This is a genomic window from Clavibacter sp. MX14-G9D (assembly GCF_032917815.1).
GTDB classification, from domain to species: domain Bacteria; phylum Actinomycetota; class Actinomycetes; order Actinomycetales; family Microbacteriaceae; genus Clavibacter; species Clavibacter michiganensis_K.
On record NZ_JAVCVL010000034.1, the window covers coordinates 1 to 18,186 of the forward strand.

Genomic DNA, 18,186 nt, shown 5'->3' on the forward strand with positions numbered 1-18,186 from the left:
CCCCCCGGTGCCCCGGCGACCGCCGCCGGGGACGTAGTCCTCCGCGCCACCGGCCTCGGCCGCTCCTACCGGGGCCCGGGCGGCACCGTCCGCACAGCCGTCGACGACGTGGACCTGGAGGTCCGCCGCGGCCGCACGCTCGGCCTCGTCGGCGGGTCCGGGTCCGGCAAGACCACCGTCGCGCGGCTCCTCCTCGCGCTCGAGGAGCCCGACGCGGGCACCGTGACGCTCGACGGCGAGCCGTGGAGCGGGATCCCCGAGCGCGCCCGCCGCACCCGTCGGCCCCGCGTCGGCGCCGTCTACCAGGACCCGCTCGCGTCGTTCGACCCGCGCTGGACGGTCGGCCGCATCCTCCAGGACGCCCTCGCCGTGGCGGGGCTCCGCGGCGCGGACGCCGTCGACTCCCCGGCGACGCTCCTCGCGCAGGTCGGCCTCGATCCCGCGCTCGTCCTCCGCCGCCGACCGGCACGCCTCTCGGGCGGCCAGCGCCAGCGCGTCGCGATCGCCCGCGCCCTCGCCGCGCGGCCCGACGTCCTGCTCTGCGACGAGCCGGTCTCGGCCCTCGACATCGCCGTGCAGGCGCAGGTGCTCGACCTGCTCGACGAGCTGCAGCGCCGGCTGGGCCTCGGCATCCTCCTCATCTCCCACGACCTCGGCGTCGTGGCGCACATGAGCGACGAGATCCTCGTGATGGACGAGGGCCGCGTCGTCGAGCGCGGGTCAGCGGACGACGTGCTCGCCCGTCCCGCCCATCCCGTCACGCGGGCGCTCCTCGCCGCCGTCCCCCGGCTCGACCCCGACCCCACGTCGCGCTGAGGGCCGGCCTCAGACCCCGGCGTGCCGGTCGAGGAACGCGTACAGCTCCCGGTCGTCGACACCCGGGAAGGCCCCACGCGGCAGCGGCGCGAGGATGTGCGCGTGCAGGCGGGCGCTCGGCCACGCCCGGTCCCGCCACCGGCCGGCGTCCTCCGGGTCGGCGCGACGGCAGCACGACTCGTCCGGGCACCGCGACGCGCTCCGCGCCGTCGTCTCCCGGCCGCGGAACCACTTGGCGTGCGCGAACGGCACGCCGAACGTGATCGAGTACTCGCCCTCGGCCGTGGACCCGGTCTGCGTCGAGCACCAGAACGTGCCGCCCGGCGTGTCCGTGTACTGGTGGAACTCGGTGGTGCGGTTCGTCCGGTCGAAGGCGCCGCGCGCCGCCCACTCGCGGCACACCGGCTGGCCCTCGACGGCGCCCGTCACGTCGACGGGCAGCGGCAGGCCGTCGTTCTCGTACGCCTTGTAGACCGCGCCGTCCGCGCCCACGCGCAGGAAGTGCACGCGGAGGTCGAGGTGCGTGGTGCTGATGTTGGTGAGGCGGAGCGCCGCCGCCTCGTGCGTCACCCCGAACGCGTCCCGGAAGTCCTCCACGGCGAGGTCGCGGCGCGACTTCGCCTCCGCGAGGAACTCGACCGACTGCGTCAACGGCATCAGGCACGCGGCCGCAAAGTAGTTGATCTCCAGCCGCTGCCGCAGGAAGTCGGCGTAGCTGGCGGGCTCCTCGTGCCCGAGGACGCGGTGCGCCATGGCCTGCAGCGCCATCGACCGGAGGCCGTGGCCGCCGGGGATCGACGCCGGCGGCAGGTAGATCCGGCCCTCGCCGAGGTCGGTCACGGAGCGCGTGGACCGCGGCAGGTCGTCCACGTAGATGAGCTCGAACCCGAGCCCCTCGGCCATCCGGCTCACGCTGCGGTGCGAGAGGGCGCCCCGGCTGTGGCCGACGTCCGCGAGCATCGCCTCGGCCAGCGTCTCGATGGCGGGGAGGTGGTTGTCGCGGGCCCGCATCATGAGCCGCTGCTCGGTGTTCGCCCGCCGGGCCTCCTCGGGCGTGGCGATCGACTCGCGGGCCCGCCGCGCGAGCTCGCGGTGCAGGCCGACGAGCGCCTCGAGGGTCTCCTGCGGCAGCGCGCGGCTGGCGGGCACCGCGGGCAGGCCGAGCCCGCCGTAGAGCGGGGACCGCTGCGCCCGGTCGAGCTCGATCTCGAGGGCCGAGCGCGCATCGGGCGCCGCGTCCGCGAGCAGGTGCGTGACGTCGACGCCGAGCGCGCCCGCGATGCGGCCGAGGGTGGACAGCCGGGTCTCGCGGCGGCCGTTCTCGATCATGCTCAGCTGGCTCGGCAGGATCCCCGCCCGCTCCCCCAGCGCCTGGAGCGTGAGCCCCGCGCCCTTCCGCGCATGCCGGATGCGCCGGCCGATGACGAGCTGGTCCATTCCTTCACCTCTCCGTGAACATCCGCGCTTCTTCACGCCCCAGGATCCTCGAACCCCATCCTGGCCGGTCCCAGGCTGGAACAACAGCCCGATCGACGAGGACGGAATCCATGACCACCATGCAGGACGCACCCCCGCTCAGCACCGCCGGCCGCGCGCACGACCGCTTCGGGGGCGCGTCGCCCCGCGCCGTCCGCCCGGACCGCGACAGCGGCCCCCTCCCGCCCGGCTCCGCCGCCCCGGCGCACGCCCGCGATCCGCGCGTCGCCGCCTGGGTCGCCGACGTCGCCCGCCTCACCCGCCCCGACCGGGTGGTGTGGTGCACGGGGAGCGTCGCCGAGTACGACCGCCTCACGCGGGAGATGGTGGACGCCGGCACGCTCATCCGCCTGAACCCCGAGTGGCGCCCGCACAGCTTCCTCGCCCGCAGCGACCCCGCGGACGTCGCGCGCGTCGAGGACCGCACCTTCATCTGCTCGGAGGACCCGGCCGACGCCGGCCCCACCAACAACTGGCGCGACCCCGCGGCGACGCGCGCCGAGCTCGACGACCTGCTCGCGGGGTCGATGCGCGGGCGCACCCTGTACGTCGTCCCCTTCTCCATGGGACCGCTCGGCGGAGCGATCTCGCAGCTCGGGGTGCAGATCACCGACAGCCCCTACGTCGTCGCGAGCATGGCGCTCATGACCCGCATGGGCGACGAGGCGCTCCGCCGCATCGGGCCGGACACCGCGTGGGTGCGGGCGCTGCACGGGCTGGGCGCGCCGCTCGTCGACGACGCCGGCCGGCGCACGGCGGACGTCCCCTGGCCGCACAACGCCGACAAGCGCATCTGCCACTTCCCGGAGGCGCGCGAGATCATCTCGTTCGGCTCGGGATACGGCGGCAACGCCCTGCTCGGCAAGAAGTGCTTCTCGCTCCGCATCGCCTCCGTCATGGCGCGCGACGAGGGCTGGCTGGCCGAGCACATGCTGCTCATCCGCGTCACGAGCCCCGAGGGCCGCCGGTTCCACGTGGCCGCCGCGTTCCCGTCCGCCTGCGGGAAGACGAACCTCGCCATGCTCACCCCCACCATCCCCGGCTGGACGGTCGAGACGCTGGGCGACGACATCGCCTGGCTCCGCCCCGACGTGCAGGGGCGCCTGCGCGCCGTGAACCCCGAGCGCGGCCTCTTCGGCGTCGCGCCGGGCACGGGCGAGGCCACCAACCCGAACGCGATGGCTACCGTGTGGGGGAACGCGATCTTCACGAACGTGGCGCTCCGCCCCGACGGCGACGTCTGGTGGGAGGGCATGACGCCGAGGCCGCCGGCGGGCCTCCTCGACTGGCAGGGGCGCCCGTGGTCGCCCGCGCCCGGCACCCCGGCCGCGCATCCCAACGCGCGCTTCACCGTCGGGATCGAGCAGTGCCCGTCGCTCGCGGACGACTGGGACGACCCCGACGGCGTCGTGGTGGACGCGATCCTCCTCGGCGGGCGGCGCGCCACCAACGTCCCGCTCGTGGCCGAGGCCGAGGACTGGGAGCACGGCGTCCTGATGGGCGCGACCATGGCCTCGGAGCGGACGGCGGCCGCGGAGGGCCGGATCGGCGAGCTGCGGCACGACCCGTTCGCGATGCAGCCGTTCTGCGGCTACGACATGGCGGACCACTGGCGGCACTGGCTCGAGGTCGGCCGGGGCCTCGGGCCCGGGGCGCCCCGCGTCTTCCAGGTCAACTGGTTCCGGACGGGCGACGACGGCGCGTTCCTCTGGCCCGGCTTCGGGGAGAACGCCCGGGTGCTCGAATGGATCCTGCGCCGCGTCGAGGACCGCGTGCCCGTGCGTCCGAGCCCCGTCGGCGGGCTGCCCCGCGCGGCGGACCTCGACGTCGCCGGCCTCGACCTCGTGGACGGCGCCCTCGACCAGCTGCTGGCGCTCGATCCCGCGTCCTGGCTCGAGGAGCTCGACACCGTGGACGCCCACTTCGCCCGCTTCGACGGCCGTGTCCCGGCCGAGCTCACGGCACGGGTCCAGGCCATGCGCCGGGCGTTCGTGGAGGCCGCGCGCGAGCGGTCCGCCTAGCCCGGAGGGCCGGATGCGCGGGGCCGGGAGCCCCGCGCATCCGGTCGGCCCGTCCCCATCCGGTAGCCTGAACCCCGCACAGCAGGCACCTCACCATCGACACGGTGCCGTCCACACGAGGGAACCGGAGCACGCATGGCTGACGAACGACGTCCGGACACCGCGCGGGAGGCGACCGCACCGCCCGTCGCCCGGGTCCCCGACAAGCCGGCCCTCGAGGGCCTCGAGGCCAAGTGGGGCAGCCGCTGGCAGGCCGACGGCACGTACGACTTCCGCCGCGACGAGGCCACCGCGGGCACCGTGTTCTCCATCGACACGCCGCCGCCCACCGCCAGCGGATCGCTCCACATCGGGCACGTCTTCAGCTACACGCACACGGACGTCATCGCCCGCTACCGCCGGATGCGCGGCGAGTCCGTCTTCTACCCGCTCGGCTGGGACGACAACGGCCTCCCCACCGAGCGTCGCGTGCAGAACTTCTACGGCGTCCGCTGCGACCCCACCCTCCCCTACGACCCGGGCTACGTGCCCGCCGAGACCGGCGGCACCTCGAAGCCGGCCGACCAGCAGCCCATCTCCCGCCGCAACTTCATCGAGCTGTGCGAGCGCCTCACGGAGCAGGACGAGAAGCAGTTCGAGGACCTCTTCCGCACCCTCGGCCTGAGCGTCGACTGGCGCCAGACCTACCGCACCATCGGCCAGGAGGCGCAGGTCGCCTCGCAGCGCGCGTTCCTCCGGAACCTCGCCCGCGGCGAGGCCTACCAGGCCGACGCGCCGACCCTGTGGGACGTCACCTTCCGCACCGCGGTCGCGCAGGCCGAGCTCGAGGACCGCGAGCAGCCGAGCGCCTACCACCGCCTGGCGTTCCACCGCCCGGACGGCGACGACGTCATCATCGACACGACGCGCCCCGAGCTCCTCGCGGCGTGCGTCGCCCTCGTCGCCCACCCGGACGACGAGCGCTACCAGGGCCTGTTCGGGACGACCGTCACCACCCCCGTCTTCGGCGTCGAGGTGCCCGTGCTCGCGCACCACCTCGCCCAGCCCGACAAGGGCTCCGGCATCGCGATGGTATGCACGTTCGGCGACCTGAACGACGTCGTGTGGTGGCGCGAGCTGCAGCTCGAGAACCGCGCGATCGTCGGCTTCGACGGCCGCATCGTCTCCGAGGCGCCGTCCGCCATCGCGACCGATGCCGGCCGCGAGGCCTACGCGGCCATCGCGGGCAAGACCGTGTTCTCCGCGAAGGCCGCGATGGTGGAGCTCCTCACGGAGTCCGGCGAGCTCCTCGGCGAGCCGCGGAGGATCACGCACCCCGTCAAGTTCTACGAGAAGGGCGACAAGCCCCTCGAGATCGTGTCCACCCGCCAGTGGTACGTCCGCAACGGCGGCCGGGACGAGGAGCTCCGCCAGAGCCTGATCGGCCGCGGCCGGGAGATCGGCTTCGTCCCCGACTTCATGCGCGTGCGCTACGAGAACTGGGTCGGCGGCCTCAACGGCGACTGGCTCGTCTCCCGCCAGCGCTTCTTCGGCGTGCCCCTGCCCGTCTGGTACCCGCTCGACGCCGACGGCAACCCGGAGTTCGCGAAGGCCATCACGCCCACCGAGGAGCAGCTGCCCGTCGACCCGTCGTCGGATCCCGCACCCGGCTACGCCGAGGAGCAGCGCGGCGTCCCCGGCGGATTCCAGGGCGAGCTCGACGTGATGGACACCTGGGCCACCTCCTCCCTCACCCCGCAGCTCGCGGGCGGCTGGGAGCGCGACCCCGAGCTGTTCGACCTCGTCTTCCCGTTCTCCATGCGGCCGCAGGGCCAGGACATCATCCGCACCTGGCTCTTCTCCACGGTCCTCCGCGCCGAGCTCGAGCACGGCGCCGCGCCGTGGCGGACGGCCGCGATCTCCGGCTGGATCCTCGACCCCGACCGCAAGAAGATGTCGAAGTCGAAGGGCAACGTCGTCACGCCCGCGGCCACGCTCGAGCAGTTCGGCTCGGACGCGGTCCGCTACTGGGCGGCCTCCGCCCGGCTCGGCGTCGACGCCGCCATGGACCCGCAGAACCCGACCCAGATCAAGATCGGCCGCCGCCTCGCCATCAAGGTGCTGAACGCGGCGAAGTTCATCCTCTCGTTCGAGGCCCCCGCGGATGCGCGTGCCACGCACGCCATCGACGTGGGCATGCTCGCCGCCCTCGCGGAGGTCGTCGAGACCGCCACGAGCGCCCTCGAGGAGTACGACCACGCGCGGGCCCTGGAGGTCACCGAGAGCTTCTTCTGGACGTTCTGCGACGACTACCTCGAGCTCGTGAAGGACCGCGCCTACTCCGCCGACGCCGACCCGGCCGACCGCGGTTCCGCGGTCGCGGCACTCCGCGAGGCGCTCGACGTGCTGCTGCGCCTCTTCGCCCCCTTCGTGCCGTTCGCGGCGGAGGAGGCCTGGAGCTGGTCGCACGAGGGCTCGATCCACACGGCCGCCTGGCCGACGGCTCCCCGCCCGGGGGCCCCGGCGACGGGCGGCACCGCCGACCCGCGGCTCCTCGCCCTCGCCGGCCGGGCCCTCGTCGGCATCCGCCGCGCGAAGACCGACGCCAAGGCGTCCCAGAGGACCCCGGTCGCCGAGGCCGTCGTCTCGGCATCCGCGGACGACATCCGCTCGCTCGAGCTGGTCGCGAGCGACCTGCGCGCCGTGGGCCGCATCACCGACCTGCAGTTCACCGAGGGGGACGGCCCCGCCGTCGCCCGCATCACGCTCGCGCCCGTCGAGCCCCGAGGAGAGACCGACGCATGACCATCTCGATCCGCCCCGTCCGCGACGGCGACTTCTTCCCCTGGTTCGACCTGTTCGCCGGCTACGCCGAGTTCTACGGCACCGAGCTGACGGACGAGCACGCCGTGCTGGCCTGGAGCCACATCATCGACGACGCGCACGGCAGCACCGCGCTCGTCGCCGTTGACGACGCGCACGAGGGCGCCCTCGTCGGCCTGGCGCACTTCCACCGCTTCGCGCGCCTCGCGCGCGGCACCGACGGCCTCCTGCTCGACGACCTGTACGTCCGCGAGGTCTCGCGGGGCCAGGGCGTGGGCGAGCAGCTGGTCACGGCCGTCGCCGAGGCCGCACGCCGCGACGGCGCGAGCATGCTCCGCTGGATCACCGCCGAGGACAACGCGCCGGCGCAGCGCCTGTACGACCGCGTCGCCCGCCGCACCACCTGGGTCACGTACGAGCAGGACGTCTGATGCAGCTCGGCACCCGATGGCCCCTCGGCGGCACCGCCCCGGCGGAGCTCCCCGAGGTCGTGCTCCTCGCCGTGAAGACGGTCGAGTCCGACGTGGTGGCGCTCGACGCCGACACGTCCGCGTGGCGCTGGACGCTCACGTGGCTCGAGCGCAAGCCCGTCGTCGAGCTCGACGACGGCACGGTCATCCGCTACGACCCGATCGAGGATGCGGCGACGATCACCATCCCGGGCGAGTCCACGGACGACCCCTTCGACGACTGACCGGCAGCTCGCGCGACGACGTCGCGCCCCTCCTCGCCTGACCCTGACGGCGGCGCGGAGCAGGGCCGCTGTGCCATCCTCGAGGTCAGGACCGACCGGCCCGGACCCCGCCGCCGGTCCCATGCCGTGGTGACCGCGACGGGTGCCCGCTGAGACGACAGGGGACGACATGGACTCCGCCGAGGGGAGGACGGACGGCGAGTCCGTCGCGACGACCGCAGCCCCGAGCGACGCCGGGCCGACCGACGACGCGCTGGGCCGCCTGGCCGAGGCGGTCATGACGCTGTCGGACGACATGCACGAGGCGCTGGTGCCCGTGTGGGAGCCGCTGACCGGCCTCCAGGTGCTGTTCCTCCGCATCATCGCACGCTACGACCGGGTGACCCGCATCGACCTCATGATCCGGTGCCGCACGTCCCGCGCCGCCGTCGCGCCGGGCCTCGCGAGCCTCGTGCACCGGCGGTTCGTCGTCGAGACGCCGGACGGGGACGAGATCGTCCTGACGCTCGGGCCGTCGGGCCGCGAGATGCTGATGCGCATCGACCGCGCCCGCGTCGCGTGGGTGCGTCGCGCCCTCGTGGGCCACGACGGCCGCCTCGACGACGAGGTCGATCGGACCACCGCCGTCCTCCGGAGCCTCCGGGGCGTCGACGCCCCCGGTTAGGGCGCCCGTCGGCCGCCATCACGGGTCGCGCATCACGTCACGGCGCGCGCGACAGCGCGGGAGGGTGCGGTTCAGCGCCGCGCGAGGATCTCCCCGTGCGGCATGGCGAGGAAGCCGTCGTCGTCCGCCGCCCATCCCTGCCATCCCGCGCGGATGGCCTGCAGGTCGTCGTCGTCGGCGAAGCCGCCGTCGAGCGCCTGCCCCGCGAAGGACGAGGCCACGGCCCGGTCGGCCCACGCGCCACCCCACCAGGCGCGCTCGTCGTCGGAGGAGAAGCACCAGACGGACGCGCTCGAGGCGATGTCGGTGAAGCCGGCCGCGCGCGCCCAGGCCTTGAGCCGCGATCCGGCGTCGGGCTCGCCGCCGTTGGCGCGGTGCACGGGCAGGTAGACGTCCGCCCACAGCCGGAGGCCGTCGGACTCCGGGTGCAGGGCGACCTTGGAGTAGATGACGTCGCGCGCGGCGACGAGCCCCCCGGGCCGGGTGACGCGCCGCATCTCCGCGAGGGCGCGCACGGGGTCACCGACGTGCTGCAGCACCTGGTGCGCGTGCACGACGTCGAAGGACGCGTCGTCGTAGGGCAGCTCGTACACCGAGCCGACCACGAACTCGACGTTGCCCGTCCCGCGGCCCTCGGCGAGGGCCTGCGCCTGCCGGACCACGTCGTCCGACATGTCGAGGCCCACCACCCGTCCGGGCGCGACGATGTCGGCGAGCTCCACCGTGATGGTGCCGGGCCCGCTCCCGACGTCCAGCACGTCGAGGCCCGGCCGCAGGTGCGGCTCCAGGTAGGCGGCGGAGTTCCGGACGGTCCGCGCGCTGTGCACGCGGAGGACGCTCTCGTGGTGGCCGTGGGTGTATCGCTCGCTCGTCACCGTCCGAGCCTAAGCGGGCGTCCGGCCTAGGCTCGACCGTATGACGACGCCCCCGAACCCCTTCCTCGAGCCGAGCACCCTCCCCTACGGCATGCCCCCGTTCGCCGACATCCGCGAGGAGCACTTCCGGCCCGCGTTCGAGGCCGGCATCGCGGAGCACCTGGCCGAGGTCCGCGCGATCGCCGACTCCCCCGAGCCGCCCACCTTCGAGAACACGCTCGTCGCCCTCGAGCTCGCCGGCCGCACGCTGGACCGCGTCAGCCACGTCTTCTTCACCCTGACCTCGGCCGACAGCTCGGAGTGGACCCGGGAGCTCGACGCGTGGATCGCGCCCGAGCTCGCCGCCCACTCGGACGCCATCCGGCTCGACTCCGCCCTCTACGCGCGCATCCGCGCCGTGCACGACGCACGGCACGACGCGGGCCTGGACGCCGAGTCCGTCTACCTCGTGGAGCGGTACCTGGCCGAGTTCACCGTGGCCGGCGCCGGCCTCGACGACGCGGCGAAGGACCGCCTGCGCGACCTGAACCGCCGCCTGTCCACGCTGACCACGCGCTTCGAATCGAACCTCCTGGAGGACACCAACGACCTCGCCGTGGTCGTGGACGACCCCGCGCAGCTCGACGGCCTCGGCGAGGGCGCGATCGCCGCCGCGGCCCAGGCCGCCGCCGACCGCGGGCTCGAGGGCCGGCACCTCATCACCCTCGTCCTGCCCACCGGCCACCCGTACCTGGCGCAGCTCACCGACCGCGCGCTCCGCCGGCGGATCATGGAGGCGTCGCTCGCGCGCGGCGCCCGGGGCGGAGCGCACGACAACCGCCCGCTCGTGCTCGAGATCACGCGGCTCCGGGCCGAGCGCGCCGCCCTCCTCGGCTTCCCGAGCCACGCCGCCGCCGTCACGTCCGACCAGACGGCGGGCACCCCCGAGGCCGTGGCCGAGATGCTCGGCCGGCTCGCCCCCGCCGCGGCGCGCAACGCCCGCGCCGAGGCCGTCGAGCTGCAGCGCGTCATCGACCGCACGCAGGAGGAGCGCGGCGAGCCGTCGTTCGAGCTCGCCTCCTGGGACTGGGCGTTCTACAGCGAGCGGGTGCGCACCGAGCGCTACGACGTCGACACGGAGCGCATGCGCCCCTACCTCGAGGCGGACCGCGTCCTCCACGACGGCGTCTTCCGCGCGGCCACCCTGCTGTACGGCGTCACGTTCACCGAGCGCCCCGACATCCAGGCGTACCACCCCGACGCCCGCGTCTTCGAGGTGCGCGACGAGGACGGCGGACCGGTCGGCCTGTACGTGCTCGACCTGCACACGCGCGACTCGAAGCGCGGCGGTGCCTGGATGAACCCGCTGATCTCCCAGAGCGCCCTGCTCGACACGCCCACCGTGGTGCTCAACAACCTCAACGTCCCGAAGCCGCCCGCGGGCCAGCCGACCCTCCTCAGCTACGACGAGACGAACACGCTGTTCCACGAGTTCGGGCATGCCCTGCACGGGCTCTTCGCCCGCGTCACCTACCCGCGGTTCGCCGGCACGAACGTCTTCCGCGACTTCGTCGAGTTCCCGAGCCAGGTGAACGAGATGTGGATGCTGTGGCCCGAGGTCCTCGCCTCGTACGCGGTGCACCACGAGACCGGGGAGCCGATGCCCGCGGAGCTGGTCGCCGCCGTGCAGGCCTCGAGCGCCTTCAACGAGGGATTCCTCACGAGCGAGTACCTGGGCGCCGCGCTCCTGGACCAGGCGTGGCACCGGATCGGCGTCGACGACGTGGTCGAGGACGTCGACGCGTTCCAGGCTGAGGCCCTCGCCGCCGTCGGTCTCGACGTGCCCGCCGTGCTCCCCCGCTACGCGTCGAGCTACTTCCAGCACACGTTCGCGGGTGGCTACGACGCCGGCTACTACTCGTACATCTGGAGCGAGGTGCTCGACGCGGACACGGTCGAGTGGTTCCACGAGAACGGCGGCCTCACGCGCGCGAACGGCGACCGGTTCCGCTCGAGGCTGCTCGGCGTCGGCGGGTCGAAGGACCCGCTCGAGGCGTACCGGGACTTCCGCGGCCGCGACGCGGTCATCGAGCCGCTGCTCGCGCGCCGGGGGCTCGCCGACTGAGGCACGGGGCACGACGACGAGAGCGCCGCACCCCCGAGGGGTGCGGCGCTCTCGTGCGCGGGCCGGACACCGAGCGTGCCGGGCGCTCAGCGCGTCAGGCGGACTTCTCCGCCCGCAGCAGGGACGCGCGCGGCACGATCGTCGGCGCGGCATTCTGCACCACGGACTCGCGGGTGATGACGACGCGGCCCACCTCGTCGTCCGACGGGATGTCGAACATGATCGGCCCGAGCACCTCCTCGAGGATCGCGCGGAGCCCGCGGGCGCCGGTCTGCCGCAGCACGGCGAGGTCGGCGATGGACTCGAGGGCCCCCTGCTCGAACTCCAGCTCCACGCCGTCGAGCTCGAACATGCGCTGGTACTGGCGGACGAGCGCGTTGCGCGGCTTGGTGAGGATCTCCATCAGCGCGCGCTGGTCGAGCTGGGTGACCGTCGTCACGACGGGCAGGCGGCCGATGAACTCGGGGATGAGCCCGAACTTGTGCAGGTCCTCGGGCAGCACCTCGCCGAACACGTCCGCGTTGACGTCCTTGCGGTGCAGCGGGGCGCCGAAGCCGATGCCCTTCTTGCCCGCGCGCTGGCTGATGATGTCCTCGAGCCCCGCGAACGCCCCCGCGACGATGAAGAGCACGTTGGTCGTGTCGACCTGGATGAACTCCTGGTGCGGGTGCTTGCGCCCGCCCTGCGGCGGCACGGAGGCGACGGTGCCCTCGAGGATCTTCAGCAGCGCCTGCTGCACGCCCTCGCCCGACACGTCGCGCGTGATGCTGGGGTTCTCGGCCTTCCGCGCGATCTTGTCGACCTCGTCGATGTAGATGATGCCCGTCTCGGCGCGCTTCACGTCGTAGTCGGCCGCCTGGATGAGCTTGAGGAGGATGTTCTCGACGTCCTCGCCCACGTAGCCGGCCTCCGTCAGCGCGGTCGCGTCCGCGACGGCGAACGGCACGTTGAGGCGCTTCGCGAGCGTCTGCGCCAGGTAGGTCTTGCCGCAGCCGGTGGGGCCGATGAGGAGGATGTTGCTCTTCGCGATCTCGATCTCGTCGCCCACGGTCTCGGCCGGGCCGATGGTGCCGACGGCGCGGACGCGCTTGTAGTGGTTGTAGACGGCGACGGACAGGGCGCGCTTGGCGGCCTCCTGCCCGATGACGTACTCGTCGAGGAAGCCGAAGATCTCCTTGGGCTTGGGGAGCTCGAACTCCCCCGTCGTCTCCTCGCTGGCCTCGGCCAGGCGCTCCTCGATGATCTCGTTGCAGAGCTCCACGCACTCGTCGCAGATGTAGACGCCCGGTCCCGCGATCAGCTGCTGGACCTGCTTCTGGCTCTTCCCGCAGAAGGAGCACTTGAGCAGATCCGCGCTCTCGCCGATGCGTGCCATGAATGCCTCCCCGGAAGTCGTGCGGTGTGCCACGAGCCTAACCCGTGCATGGGACATCGCCCGGACCCCTGGGAGCACGGCCCGTCGCGTGGTATCCGCGTCCGCGGATGCGTCACACGGCGCAACACACGGGGCGTCGTGGAGCCGGCGCACCCACCATGTCCGCATGACCGAGAACCCCGCCACCGCATCCCCCGACGCGCTGTCCTTCGCCTACTGGGTCCCGAACGTCTCGGGCGGCCTCGTGACGAGCGACATCGAGCAGCGCACCCACTTCGACTTCGACTTCAACGTCCGGGTGGCGCAGCTCGCCGAGCAGCGCGGCTTCGACTACGCGCTCAGCCAGGTGCGGTACGCCGCCTCCTACGGCGCCGACCAGCAGCACGAGTCCACGTCGTTCTCGCTGGGCCTCCTGCTCGCCACCGAGCGCCTCAAGGTCATCGCGGCCGTGCACCCCGGGCTCTGGCACCCTGGCGTGCTCGCGAAGTGGATCATCACGGCCGACCACATGTCGCACGGCCGGGCGGCGGTCAACGTCGTCTCCGGCTGGCTGAAGGACGAGTTCGTCGGCTTCGGCGAGCCGTGGCTCGAGCACGGCGAGCGGTACCGCCGCACCGAGGAGTTCATCCGGGTGCTGCGGGGCCTCTGGACGGAGCAGGACTTCACGCACCTGGGCGACTTCTACCGGATCCACGACTTCACCCTGAAGCCGCCGCCCGTCGCCGTGCCCGGCCGCGCGCACCCCGAGATCTTCATGGGCGGCAACAGCACCGACGCGCGCGCCATGGGCGGCCGCGTCACGGACTGGTACTTCTCCAACGGGAAGGACTTCGCCGGCTTCGAGGAGCAGCGCGCCGACGTCCTGGCCTCCGCACGCGCGGCCGGGCGCACCGAGCGCGTGCGCTTCGGCCTGAACGGCTTCGTCATCGCCCGGGACACGGAGCAGGAGGCGCAGGAGGTGCTCGAGGAGATCATCGCGAAGGCCAACCCCGACGCGGTCGAGGGCTTCCGGCAGGCGGTGCGGCAGGCGGGCGCGTCGACCGGCGATGGAAAGGGCATGTGGTCCGACTCCACGTTCCGCGACCTCGTGCAGTACAACGACGGCTTCCGCACCGGTCTCATCGGCACGCCGGAGCAGATCGCCCGCCGCATGGTCGAGTACCGCAAGCGCGGCGTCGACCTCCTGCTGCTCGGCTTCCTCCACTACCTGGAGGACATCGACCGGTTCGGCACCGACATCCTGCCCATCGTCCGCGAGCTCGAGCGCGAGGCCGTCGAGCGCGGCGAGCTGGAGGAGCCCGCCGCCTGACACGGGACGCGCAGGAGGGGCGGTCGGCATCAGCCGACCGCCCCTCCTCCGTGCAGGTCCTAGCGGGCGGGGATCGCCGCCGTCAGGTTCTTGCGCGAGGTGAGCACCTGGTCGATGAGGCCGTACTCCAGGGCCTCGTCCGCGCCGAGGATCTTGTCGCGCTCGATGTCGCGGTTGATCTGGTCACGGTCGCGGTTGGTGTGCTTCGCGAGCGTGTCCTCGAGCCAGGAGCGCATGCGCATGATCTCCGCCGCCTGGATCTCGATGTCGGAGGCCTGGCCGCCGCTGGACTCGCCCGTCGCGGGCTGGTGGATCAGCACGCGCGCGTTGGGGAGCGCGAGGCGCTTCCCGGGCGCTCCGCCCGCGAGAAGGACAGCCGCCGCCGAGGCGGCCTGACCGAGGCACACGGTCTGGATCTGCGGCGAGACGTACTGCATCGTGTCGTAGATCGCCGTCATGGCCGTGAAGGAGCCGCCGGGCGAGTTGATGTACATCACGATGTCGCGGTCGGGGTCCATCGACTCGAGCACGAGCAGCTGGGCCATGACGTCGTCGGCGGACGCGTCGTCGACCTGCACGCCGAGGAAGATGATGCGGTCCTCGAAGAGCTTCGCGTAGGGGTCCTGCCGCTTGTAGCCGTAGGCCGTGCGCTCCTCGAAGCTGGGGAGGATGTACCGCGACGACGGGCTCGTGGCGGTGGAGCCGGCGCCGCGGGCGCCGCCGAAGGTGGGGAGTTCCATGTTCTCTTCTCTTACCTGTCTACTCTGTCGCGGGCTCTAGGAGGTCTCGGTGCCGCCGCCGCCGACGACGTCGGTCGCCGACTCGCGGATGTGGTCGACGAAGCCGTACTCGAGGGCCTCCTGGGCGGTGAACCAGCGGTCGCGGTCGCCGTCCTCGTTGATCTGCTCGGCGGTCTTGCCGGTCTGGCCCGCGGTGATCTCGGCGAGGCGCTGCTTCATCGAGAGGATGAGCTGGGCCTGCGTCTGGATGTCGCTCGACGTGCCGCCGAAGCCGCCGTGGGGCTGGTGCAGCAGCACGCGCGCGTTCGGCGTGATGTAGCGCTTGCCCTTGGTGCCGCTCGTGAGGAGCAGCTGGCCCATGGAGGCGGCCATGCCGATCCCCACGGTGACGATGTCGTTGGGGACGAACTGCATGGTGTCGTAGATGGCCATGCCCGCGGTGATGGAACCGCCGGGCGAGTTGATGTACAGGAAGATGTCCTTCTCGGAGTCCTCCGCCGCCAGCAGCAGGATCTTCGCGCAGATCTCGTTCGCGTTGTCGTCGCGGACCTCGGATCCGAGCCAGATGATGCGGTCCTTCAGCAGTCGGTCAAAAACACCGGGTACCAGTGTCGGTTCGGCCATTGTTCGAGCTCCCATTCATTCGTCGCTTCGAGTCACGAATCTATCGGAGCACCGTCCGCCCGATCGCCGTGTTCGCCGCGGGCGGAGCGGTGCCGCCGCCGCGGGCGGAGCGGTGCCGCCGCGGTGCAGCCGGACGCACGAGGGCCCGGGGAGCGTGCGCTCCCCGGGCCCTCGTGCTGCCGACCGCGTGCGTGCGGCCGACGGATGCGACTACTCGGAGTCGGCGGCCTTCGGGGCGGCCTTCTTCTTGGGCGCCGCCTTCTTCTTCGGCTTCTCGGCGGGCGCCTCCTCGACGACGGCGGCCTCGGCGGGGGCCTCGGCCTCCTCCGCGGGAGCGTCGGCGACGACGGCCTCGGCGTCCGCGTCGGCGGGCTCGGCGGCGTCGGCGTCGGCGTCACGGACGACGGGCTGCGTGAACTCGGTGACGTCGACGACCTTGCCGTCGGCGTCCACGACCTTCGCCTTGTCGAGCACGACCGCGAGGGCCTTGTTGCGCGCGACCTCGCCGACCATCGCGGGGATCTGGTTGTTCTGCTGCAGCACCTGGACGAACTCGTTCGGCTCCATGTTGTACTGCTGCGCGCCCTGGATGAGGTACTGGGTCAGCTCGTCCTGGCTGACCTTCAGCTCCTCCTTCTCGGCGATGACGTCGAGGAGCAGCTGCTGGCGGAACGCCTTCTCGCTGGACTCCTTGACCTCGGCGCGGTGCACGTCGTCCTCGAGGCGGTTCTCGTTCTCCAGGTGGCGGTGCACCTCGTCCTCGACGAGCTTCTCGGGCACGGGGATCTCGACGCCCTCGAGGAGCTTGTCGACGATCTGGTCGCGGGCCTGGGTGACCTGGCCGAACACCTTCGACTTGCCGACCTGCGCCTTGAGGTCCTCGCGCAGCTCGTCGATGGTGTCGAACTCGCTGGCGATCTGGGCGAAGTCGTCGTCGGCCTCGGGCAGCTCGCGCTCCTTGACGGACTGGACGGTGACGGCGATCTCGGCCGTCTCGCCCTCGTTGTCGCCGCCGAGCAGCTTCGACTCGAAGGTGGTGCTCTCACCCGCGGTGAGGGACTCGAGCGCCTCGTCGATGCCGTCGATGAGGTCGCCGGAGCCGAGCTCGTAGGAGATGCCGCTCGCGGTGTCGACGGCGTTGCCGGCGATGGTCGCGGTGAGGTCGATCTGCACGAAGTCGCCCGTCTTCGCGGGGCGGTCGACCGTGATCAGCGTGCCGAAGCGGCTGCGCAGGCTGTCGAGCTCGGTGCCGACCTCGTCGTCGGTGACCTCGACGGAGTCCACGGTGAGCTCGAGGCCCTCGTAGGACGGCAGGTCGAACTCGGGACGGACGTCGACCTCGATCTCGAGGAGCAGGTCGCCGGTGAGGTCCTTGCCGGGCCACTCCTTGACGTCCGCCTCGGGGCGGCCGAGGGGGCGGATGTCCGACTCCTTGACGGCGGCCTGGTAGAAGCCGTCCATGCCGTCGTTGACGGCGTGCTCCAGCACGGCCTCGCGACCGACGCGCTGGTCGATGATGGCGGGCGGCACCTTGCCCTTGCGGAAGCCGGGGATGTTGACCTGCTCGGCGATGTGGCCGTATGCGTGGTCGATGTGCGGCTTCAGGTCTTCGGGGGTGGCAGAGATCGCGAGCTTGACGCGCGTGGGGCTCAGCTTTTCGACCGTGGTCTTCACGTGTGGAGTTCTCCTGTGTTCGCGGTACGCGCCTCGGCTGAGACGGCATTTCGTCGTCGGGGATGTGGTCGGGGCGACAGGACTCGAACCTGCGGTCTTCCGCTCCCAAAGCGGACGCGCTAGCCACTACGCTACGCCCCGGCTGCCACGCATTCCCTCGGTCGGCGCGGGCACCGTCCACCTCGACGTGCAGGCGCGCGGAAGCCGATCCGACCGTGGCACAGCCTATCCGACTCGTGCCGGGCGCTGGTCACCGGCGACGGGAGGCTGCGCTACGCTGGACCCCGCGCATCCGGCGCACGGCCCCTCGGGGGCGGCGGCACCGGCATCGCGGGGATGTAGCTCAATGGTAGAGCCTCAGTCTTCCAAACTGATCACGCGGGTTCGATTCCCGTCATCCCCTCTCCTGACCCTCTCCTCGTCCGTGCACGCGGGCCCACCGCCGTGGCTGCGTCCGACGCCGGCGGGCGGCCGGCCGCTGCATCCGCGGTCCCTCCCCAGGTGGCGCCCCTCGCGACGGGCCCCCGTTCGGGGTCCCGGCCCTCACAGCGGGCCGGGTTCCCGATAGCGTCCTGAGCGGCGGGTGGATGCGCATATCCGCCTGAGCGAGCGCAGGGGGCATACATGGTCACGGACGACGCGGGAACCGGCCCTCGGACGGATGCGGACCACGGCGCGGCACCTCGTACCGGAGCCTCCTGGCCGGATCGGGCCGAGCATCTCCTCCGCACGGACCTGTGCCCCTCCTGCTTCGCCCCGCTCGGCGCCCTGGTCTGCGCCAGGTGCGGCCTCGACGTCCGGGCGCCCGGGGCCGCCGAGGTCCTCCGCGTCTCCGCGGACATCGTCGGGCTCGTGGACGACCGCACGCGGCTGCTCGGCTCCATGCGCGACTGGGCGGCCGCACGCACCACGGAGGCCCACCGCGCTGCGCGCACCGCGGAGGCGGCGCGTGCCGAGGCCGCCGGTGCGGTCTCCCCGTCGACGGCCGCCGGCATCGCACCTCCTCGAGCCG

Annotated in this window: 15 protein-coding genes and 2 tRNA genes; 10 read left to right on the forward strand and 7 right to left on the reverse strand. The window is 72.6% G+C overall.

All coding sequences use genetic code 11. The features are described 5' to 3' along the window. Window positions 1-816, forward strand: an 816-nt coding sequence (locus tag Q6969_RS05220) for an ATP-binding cassette domain-containing protein (protein WP_317229485.1), incomplete at its 5' end; no start/stop codon positions are given. A 9-nt stretch (window positions 817-825) separates the two neighbouring features. On the opposite strand, the gene Q6969_RS05225 is transcribed toward Q6969_RS05220, so the two are convergent. After that, complete coding sequence (locus tag Q6969_RS05225; protein ID WP_317229486.1) at window positions 826-2,253, reverse strand: helix-turn-helix domain-containing protein; 1,428 nt, start codon at window positions 2,251-2,253, stop codon at window positions 826-828. Window positions 2,254-2,363: 110 nt separating this feature from the next. Between Q6969_RS05225 and Q6969_RS05230 the strand changes: the two genes are divergently transcribed. From Q6969_RS05230 to Q6969_RS05250, 5 genes are all read left to right on the forward strand, one after another. Next, a complete protein-coding gene (locus Q6969_RS05230) occupies window positions 2,364-4,313 on the forward strand; it encodes a phosphoenolpyruvate carboxykinase (GTP) (protein WP_317229487.1) in 1,950 nt (649 codons plus the stop codon). A gap of 135 nt (window positions 4,314-4,448) precedes the next feature. Next, complete coding sequence (gene valS / locus Q6969_RS05235; protein WP_317229488.1) at window positions 4,449-7,097, forward strand: valine--tRNA ligase; 2,649 nt, start codon at window positions 4,449-4,451, stop codon at window positions 7,095-7,097. Beyond that, window positions 7,094-7,546 carry a GNAT family N-acetyltransferase gene (locus tag Q6969_RS05240; RefSeq protein WP_317229489.1) on the forward strand — a complete coding sequence of 151 codons (453 nt, stop codon included), beginning with the start codon at window positions 7,094-7,096 and terminating at the stop codon, window positions 7,544-7,546. The genes valS and Q6969_RS05240 overlap by 4 nt, the downstream gene beginning before the upstream one ends. Further along, window positions 7,546-7,809 carry a hypothetical protein gene (locus Q6969_RS05245; RefSeq protein ID WP_094115700.1) on the forward strand — a complete coding sequence of 88 codons (264 nt, stop codon included), beginning with the start codon at window positions 7,546-7,548 and terminating at the stop codon, window positions 7,807-7,809. Before Q6969_RS05240 ends, Q6969_RS05245 begins: the two co-directional genes overlap by 1 nt. A 169-nt stretch (window positions 7,810-7,978) precedes the next feature. After that, on the forward strand, window positions 7,979-8,473 hold the full coding sequence (locus Q6969_RS05250; protein ID WP_317229490.1) for a MarR family transcriptional regulator: 495 nt from the start codon (window positions 7,979-7,981) through the stop codon (window positions 8,471-8,473). Window positions 8,474-8,544: 71 nt separating this feature from the next. Here the strand turns inward: Q6969_RS05250 and Q6969_RS05255 are convergent, their stop codons facing one another. Further along, window positions 8,545-9,348: a methyltransferase domain-containing protein gene (locus Q6969_RS05255; protein ID WP_317229491.1), complete on the reverse strand. Its 804-nt coding sequence runs from the start codon at window positions 9,346-9,348 to the stop codon at window positions 8,545-8,547. Between the two features lie 40 nt (window positions 9,349-9,388). Here Q6969_RS05255 and Q6969_RS05260 point away from each other — a divergent pair, with 40 nt between their 5' ends. Beyond that, window positions 9,389-11,452 carry a M3 family metallopeptidase gene (locus Q6969_RS05260; protein ID WP_317229492.1) on the forward strand — a complete coding sequence of 688 codons (2,064 nt, stop codon included), beginning with the start codon at window positions 9,389-9,391 and terminating at the stop codon, window positions 11,450-11,452. Window positions 11,453-11,546: 94 nt separating this feature from the next. On the opposite strand, the gene clpX is transcribed toward Q6969_RS05260, so the two are convergent. After that, on the reverse strand, window positions 11,547-12,827 hold the full coding sequence (gene clpX, locus Q6969_RS05265; RefSeq protein WP_094115696.1) for an ATP-dependent Clp protease ATP-binding subunit ClpX: 1,281 nt from the start codon (window positions 12,825-12,827) through the stop codon (window positions 11,547-11,549). Between the two features lie 166 nt (window positions 12,828-12,993). Between clpX and sfnG the strand changes: the two genes are divergently transcribed. Beyond that, window positions 12,994-14,136: a dimethylsulfone monooxygenase SfnG gene (gene sfnG / locus Q6969_RS05270; RefSeq protein WP_317229493.1), complete on the forward strand. Its 1,143-nt coding sequence runs from the start codon at window positions 12,994-12,996 to the stop codon at window positions 14,134-14,136. Window positions 14,137-14,195: 59 nt separating this feature from the next. Here sfnG and Q6969_RS05275 read toward each other — a convergent pair whose 3' ends face one another. The 4 genes from Q6969_RS05275 to Q6969_RS05290 all read right to left on the reverse strand — a co-directional run bounded on the left by Q6969_RS05275 (window position 14,196) and on the right by Q6969_RS05290 (window position 17,315). Beyond that, on the reverse strand, window positions 14,196-14,876 hold the full coding sequence (locus Q6969_RS05275; protein WP_012038151.1) for an ATP-dependent Clp protease proteolytic subunit: 681 nt from the start codon (window positions 14,874-14,876) through the stop codon (window positions 14,196-14,198). 36 nt (window positions 14,877-14,912) lie between these two features. Beyond that, window positions 14,913-15,500 carry an ATP-dependent Clp protease proteolytic subunit gene (locus tag Q6969_RS05280; RefSeq protein WP_012038150.1) on the reverse strand — a complete coding sequence of 196 codons (588 nt, stop codon included), beginning with the start codon at window positions 15,498-15,500 and terminating at the stop codon, window positions 14,913-14,915. Between the two features lie 210 nt (window positions 15,501-15,710). Next, window positions 15,711-17,174, reverse strand: a complete 1,464-nt coding sequence (gene tig, locus Q6969_RS05285; RefSeq protein ID WP_317229494.1) for a trigger factor — start codon at window positions 17,172-17,174, stop codon at window positions 15,711-15,713. Window positions 17,175-17,239: 65 nt separating this feature from the next. Continuing rightward, window positions 17,240-17,315: transfer RNA gene (locus Q6969_RS05290), tRNA-Pro, on the reverse strand. A 191-nt stretch (window positions 17,316-17,506) separates the two neighbouring features. Here Q6969_RS05290 and Q6969_RS05295 point away from each other — a divergent pair. Together Q6969_RS05295 and Q6969_RS05300 are read left to right on the forward strand one after the other, a co-directional pair. Continuing rightward, window positions 17,507-17,577 (forward strand) — tRNA-Gly (locus Q6969_RS05295). A gap of 221 nt (window positions 17,578-17,798) precedes the next feature. Beyond that, window positions 17,799-18,186, forward strand: a 388-nt coding sequence (locus tag Q6969_RS05300) for a hypothetical protein (RefSeq protein ID WP_317229495.1), incomplete at its 3' end; no start/stop codon positions are given.

Coding starts and splice junctions, on each gene's coding strand:
- Q6969_RS05225 (WP_317229486.1), bottom strand. CDS start 2,253: ATGGACCAGCTCGTCATCGGCCGGCGCATCCGGCATGCGCGGAAGGGC.
- Q6969_RS05230 (WP_317229487.1), top strand. CDS start 2,364: ATGACCACCATGCAGGACGCACCCCCGCTCAGCACCGCCGGCCGCGCG.
- valS (WP_317229488.1), top strand. CDS start 4,449: ATGGCTGACGAACGACGTCCGGACACCGCGCGGGAGGCGACCGCACCG.
- Q6969_RS05240 (WP_317229489.1), top strand. CDS start 7,094: ATGACCATCTCGATCCGCCCCGTCCGCGACGGCGACTTCTTCCCCTGG.
- Q6969_RS05245 (WP_094115700.1), top strand. CDS start 7,546: ATGCAGCTCGGCACCCGATGGCCCCTCGGCGGCACCGCCCCGGCGGAG.
- Q6969_RS05250 (WP_317229490.1), top strand. CDS start 7,979: ATGGACTCCGCCGAGGGGAGGACGGACGGCGAGTCCGTCGCGACGACC.
- Q6969_RS05260 (WP_317229492.1), top strand. CDS start 9,389: ATGACGACGCCCCCGAACCCCTTCCTCGAGCCGAGCACCCTCCCCTAC.
- clpX (WP_094115696.1), bottom strand. CDS start 12,827: ATGGCACGCATCGGCGAGAGCGCGGATCTGCTCAAGTGCTCCTTCTGC.
- sfnG (WP_317229493.1), top strand. CDS start 12,994: ATGACCGAGAACCCCGCCACCGCATCCCCCGACGCGCTGTCCTTCGCC.
- Q6969_RS05275 (WP_012038151.1), bottom strand. CDS start 14,876: ATGGAACTCCCCACCTTCGGCGGCGCCCGCGGCGCCGGCTCCACCGCC.
- Q6969_RS05280 (WP_012038150.1), bottom strand. CDS start 15,500: ATGGCCGAACCGACACTGGTACCCGGTGTTTTTGACCGACTGCTGAAG.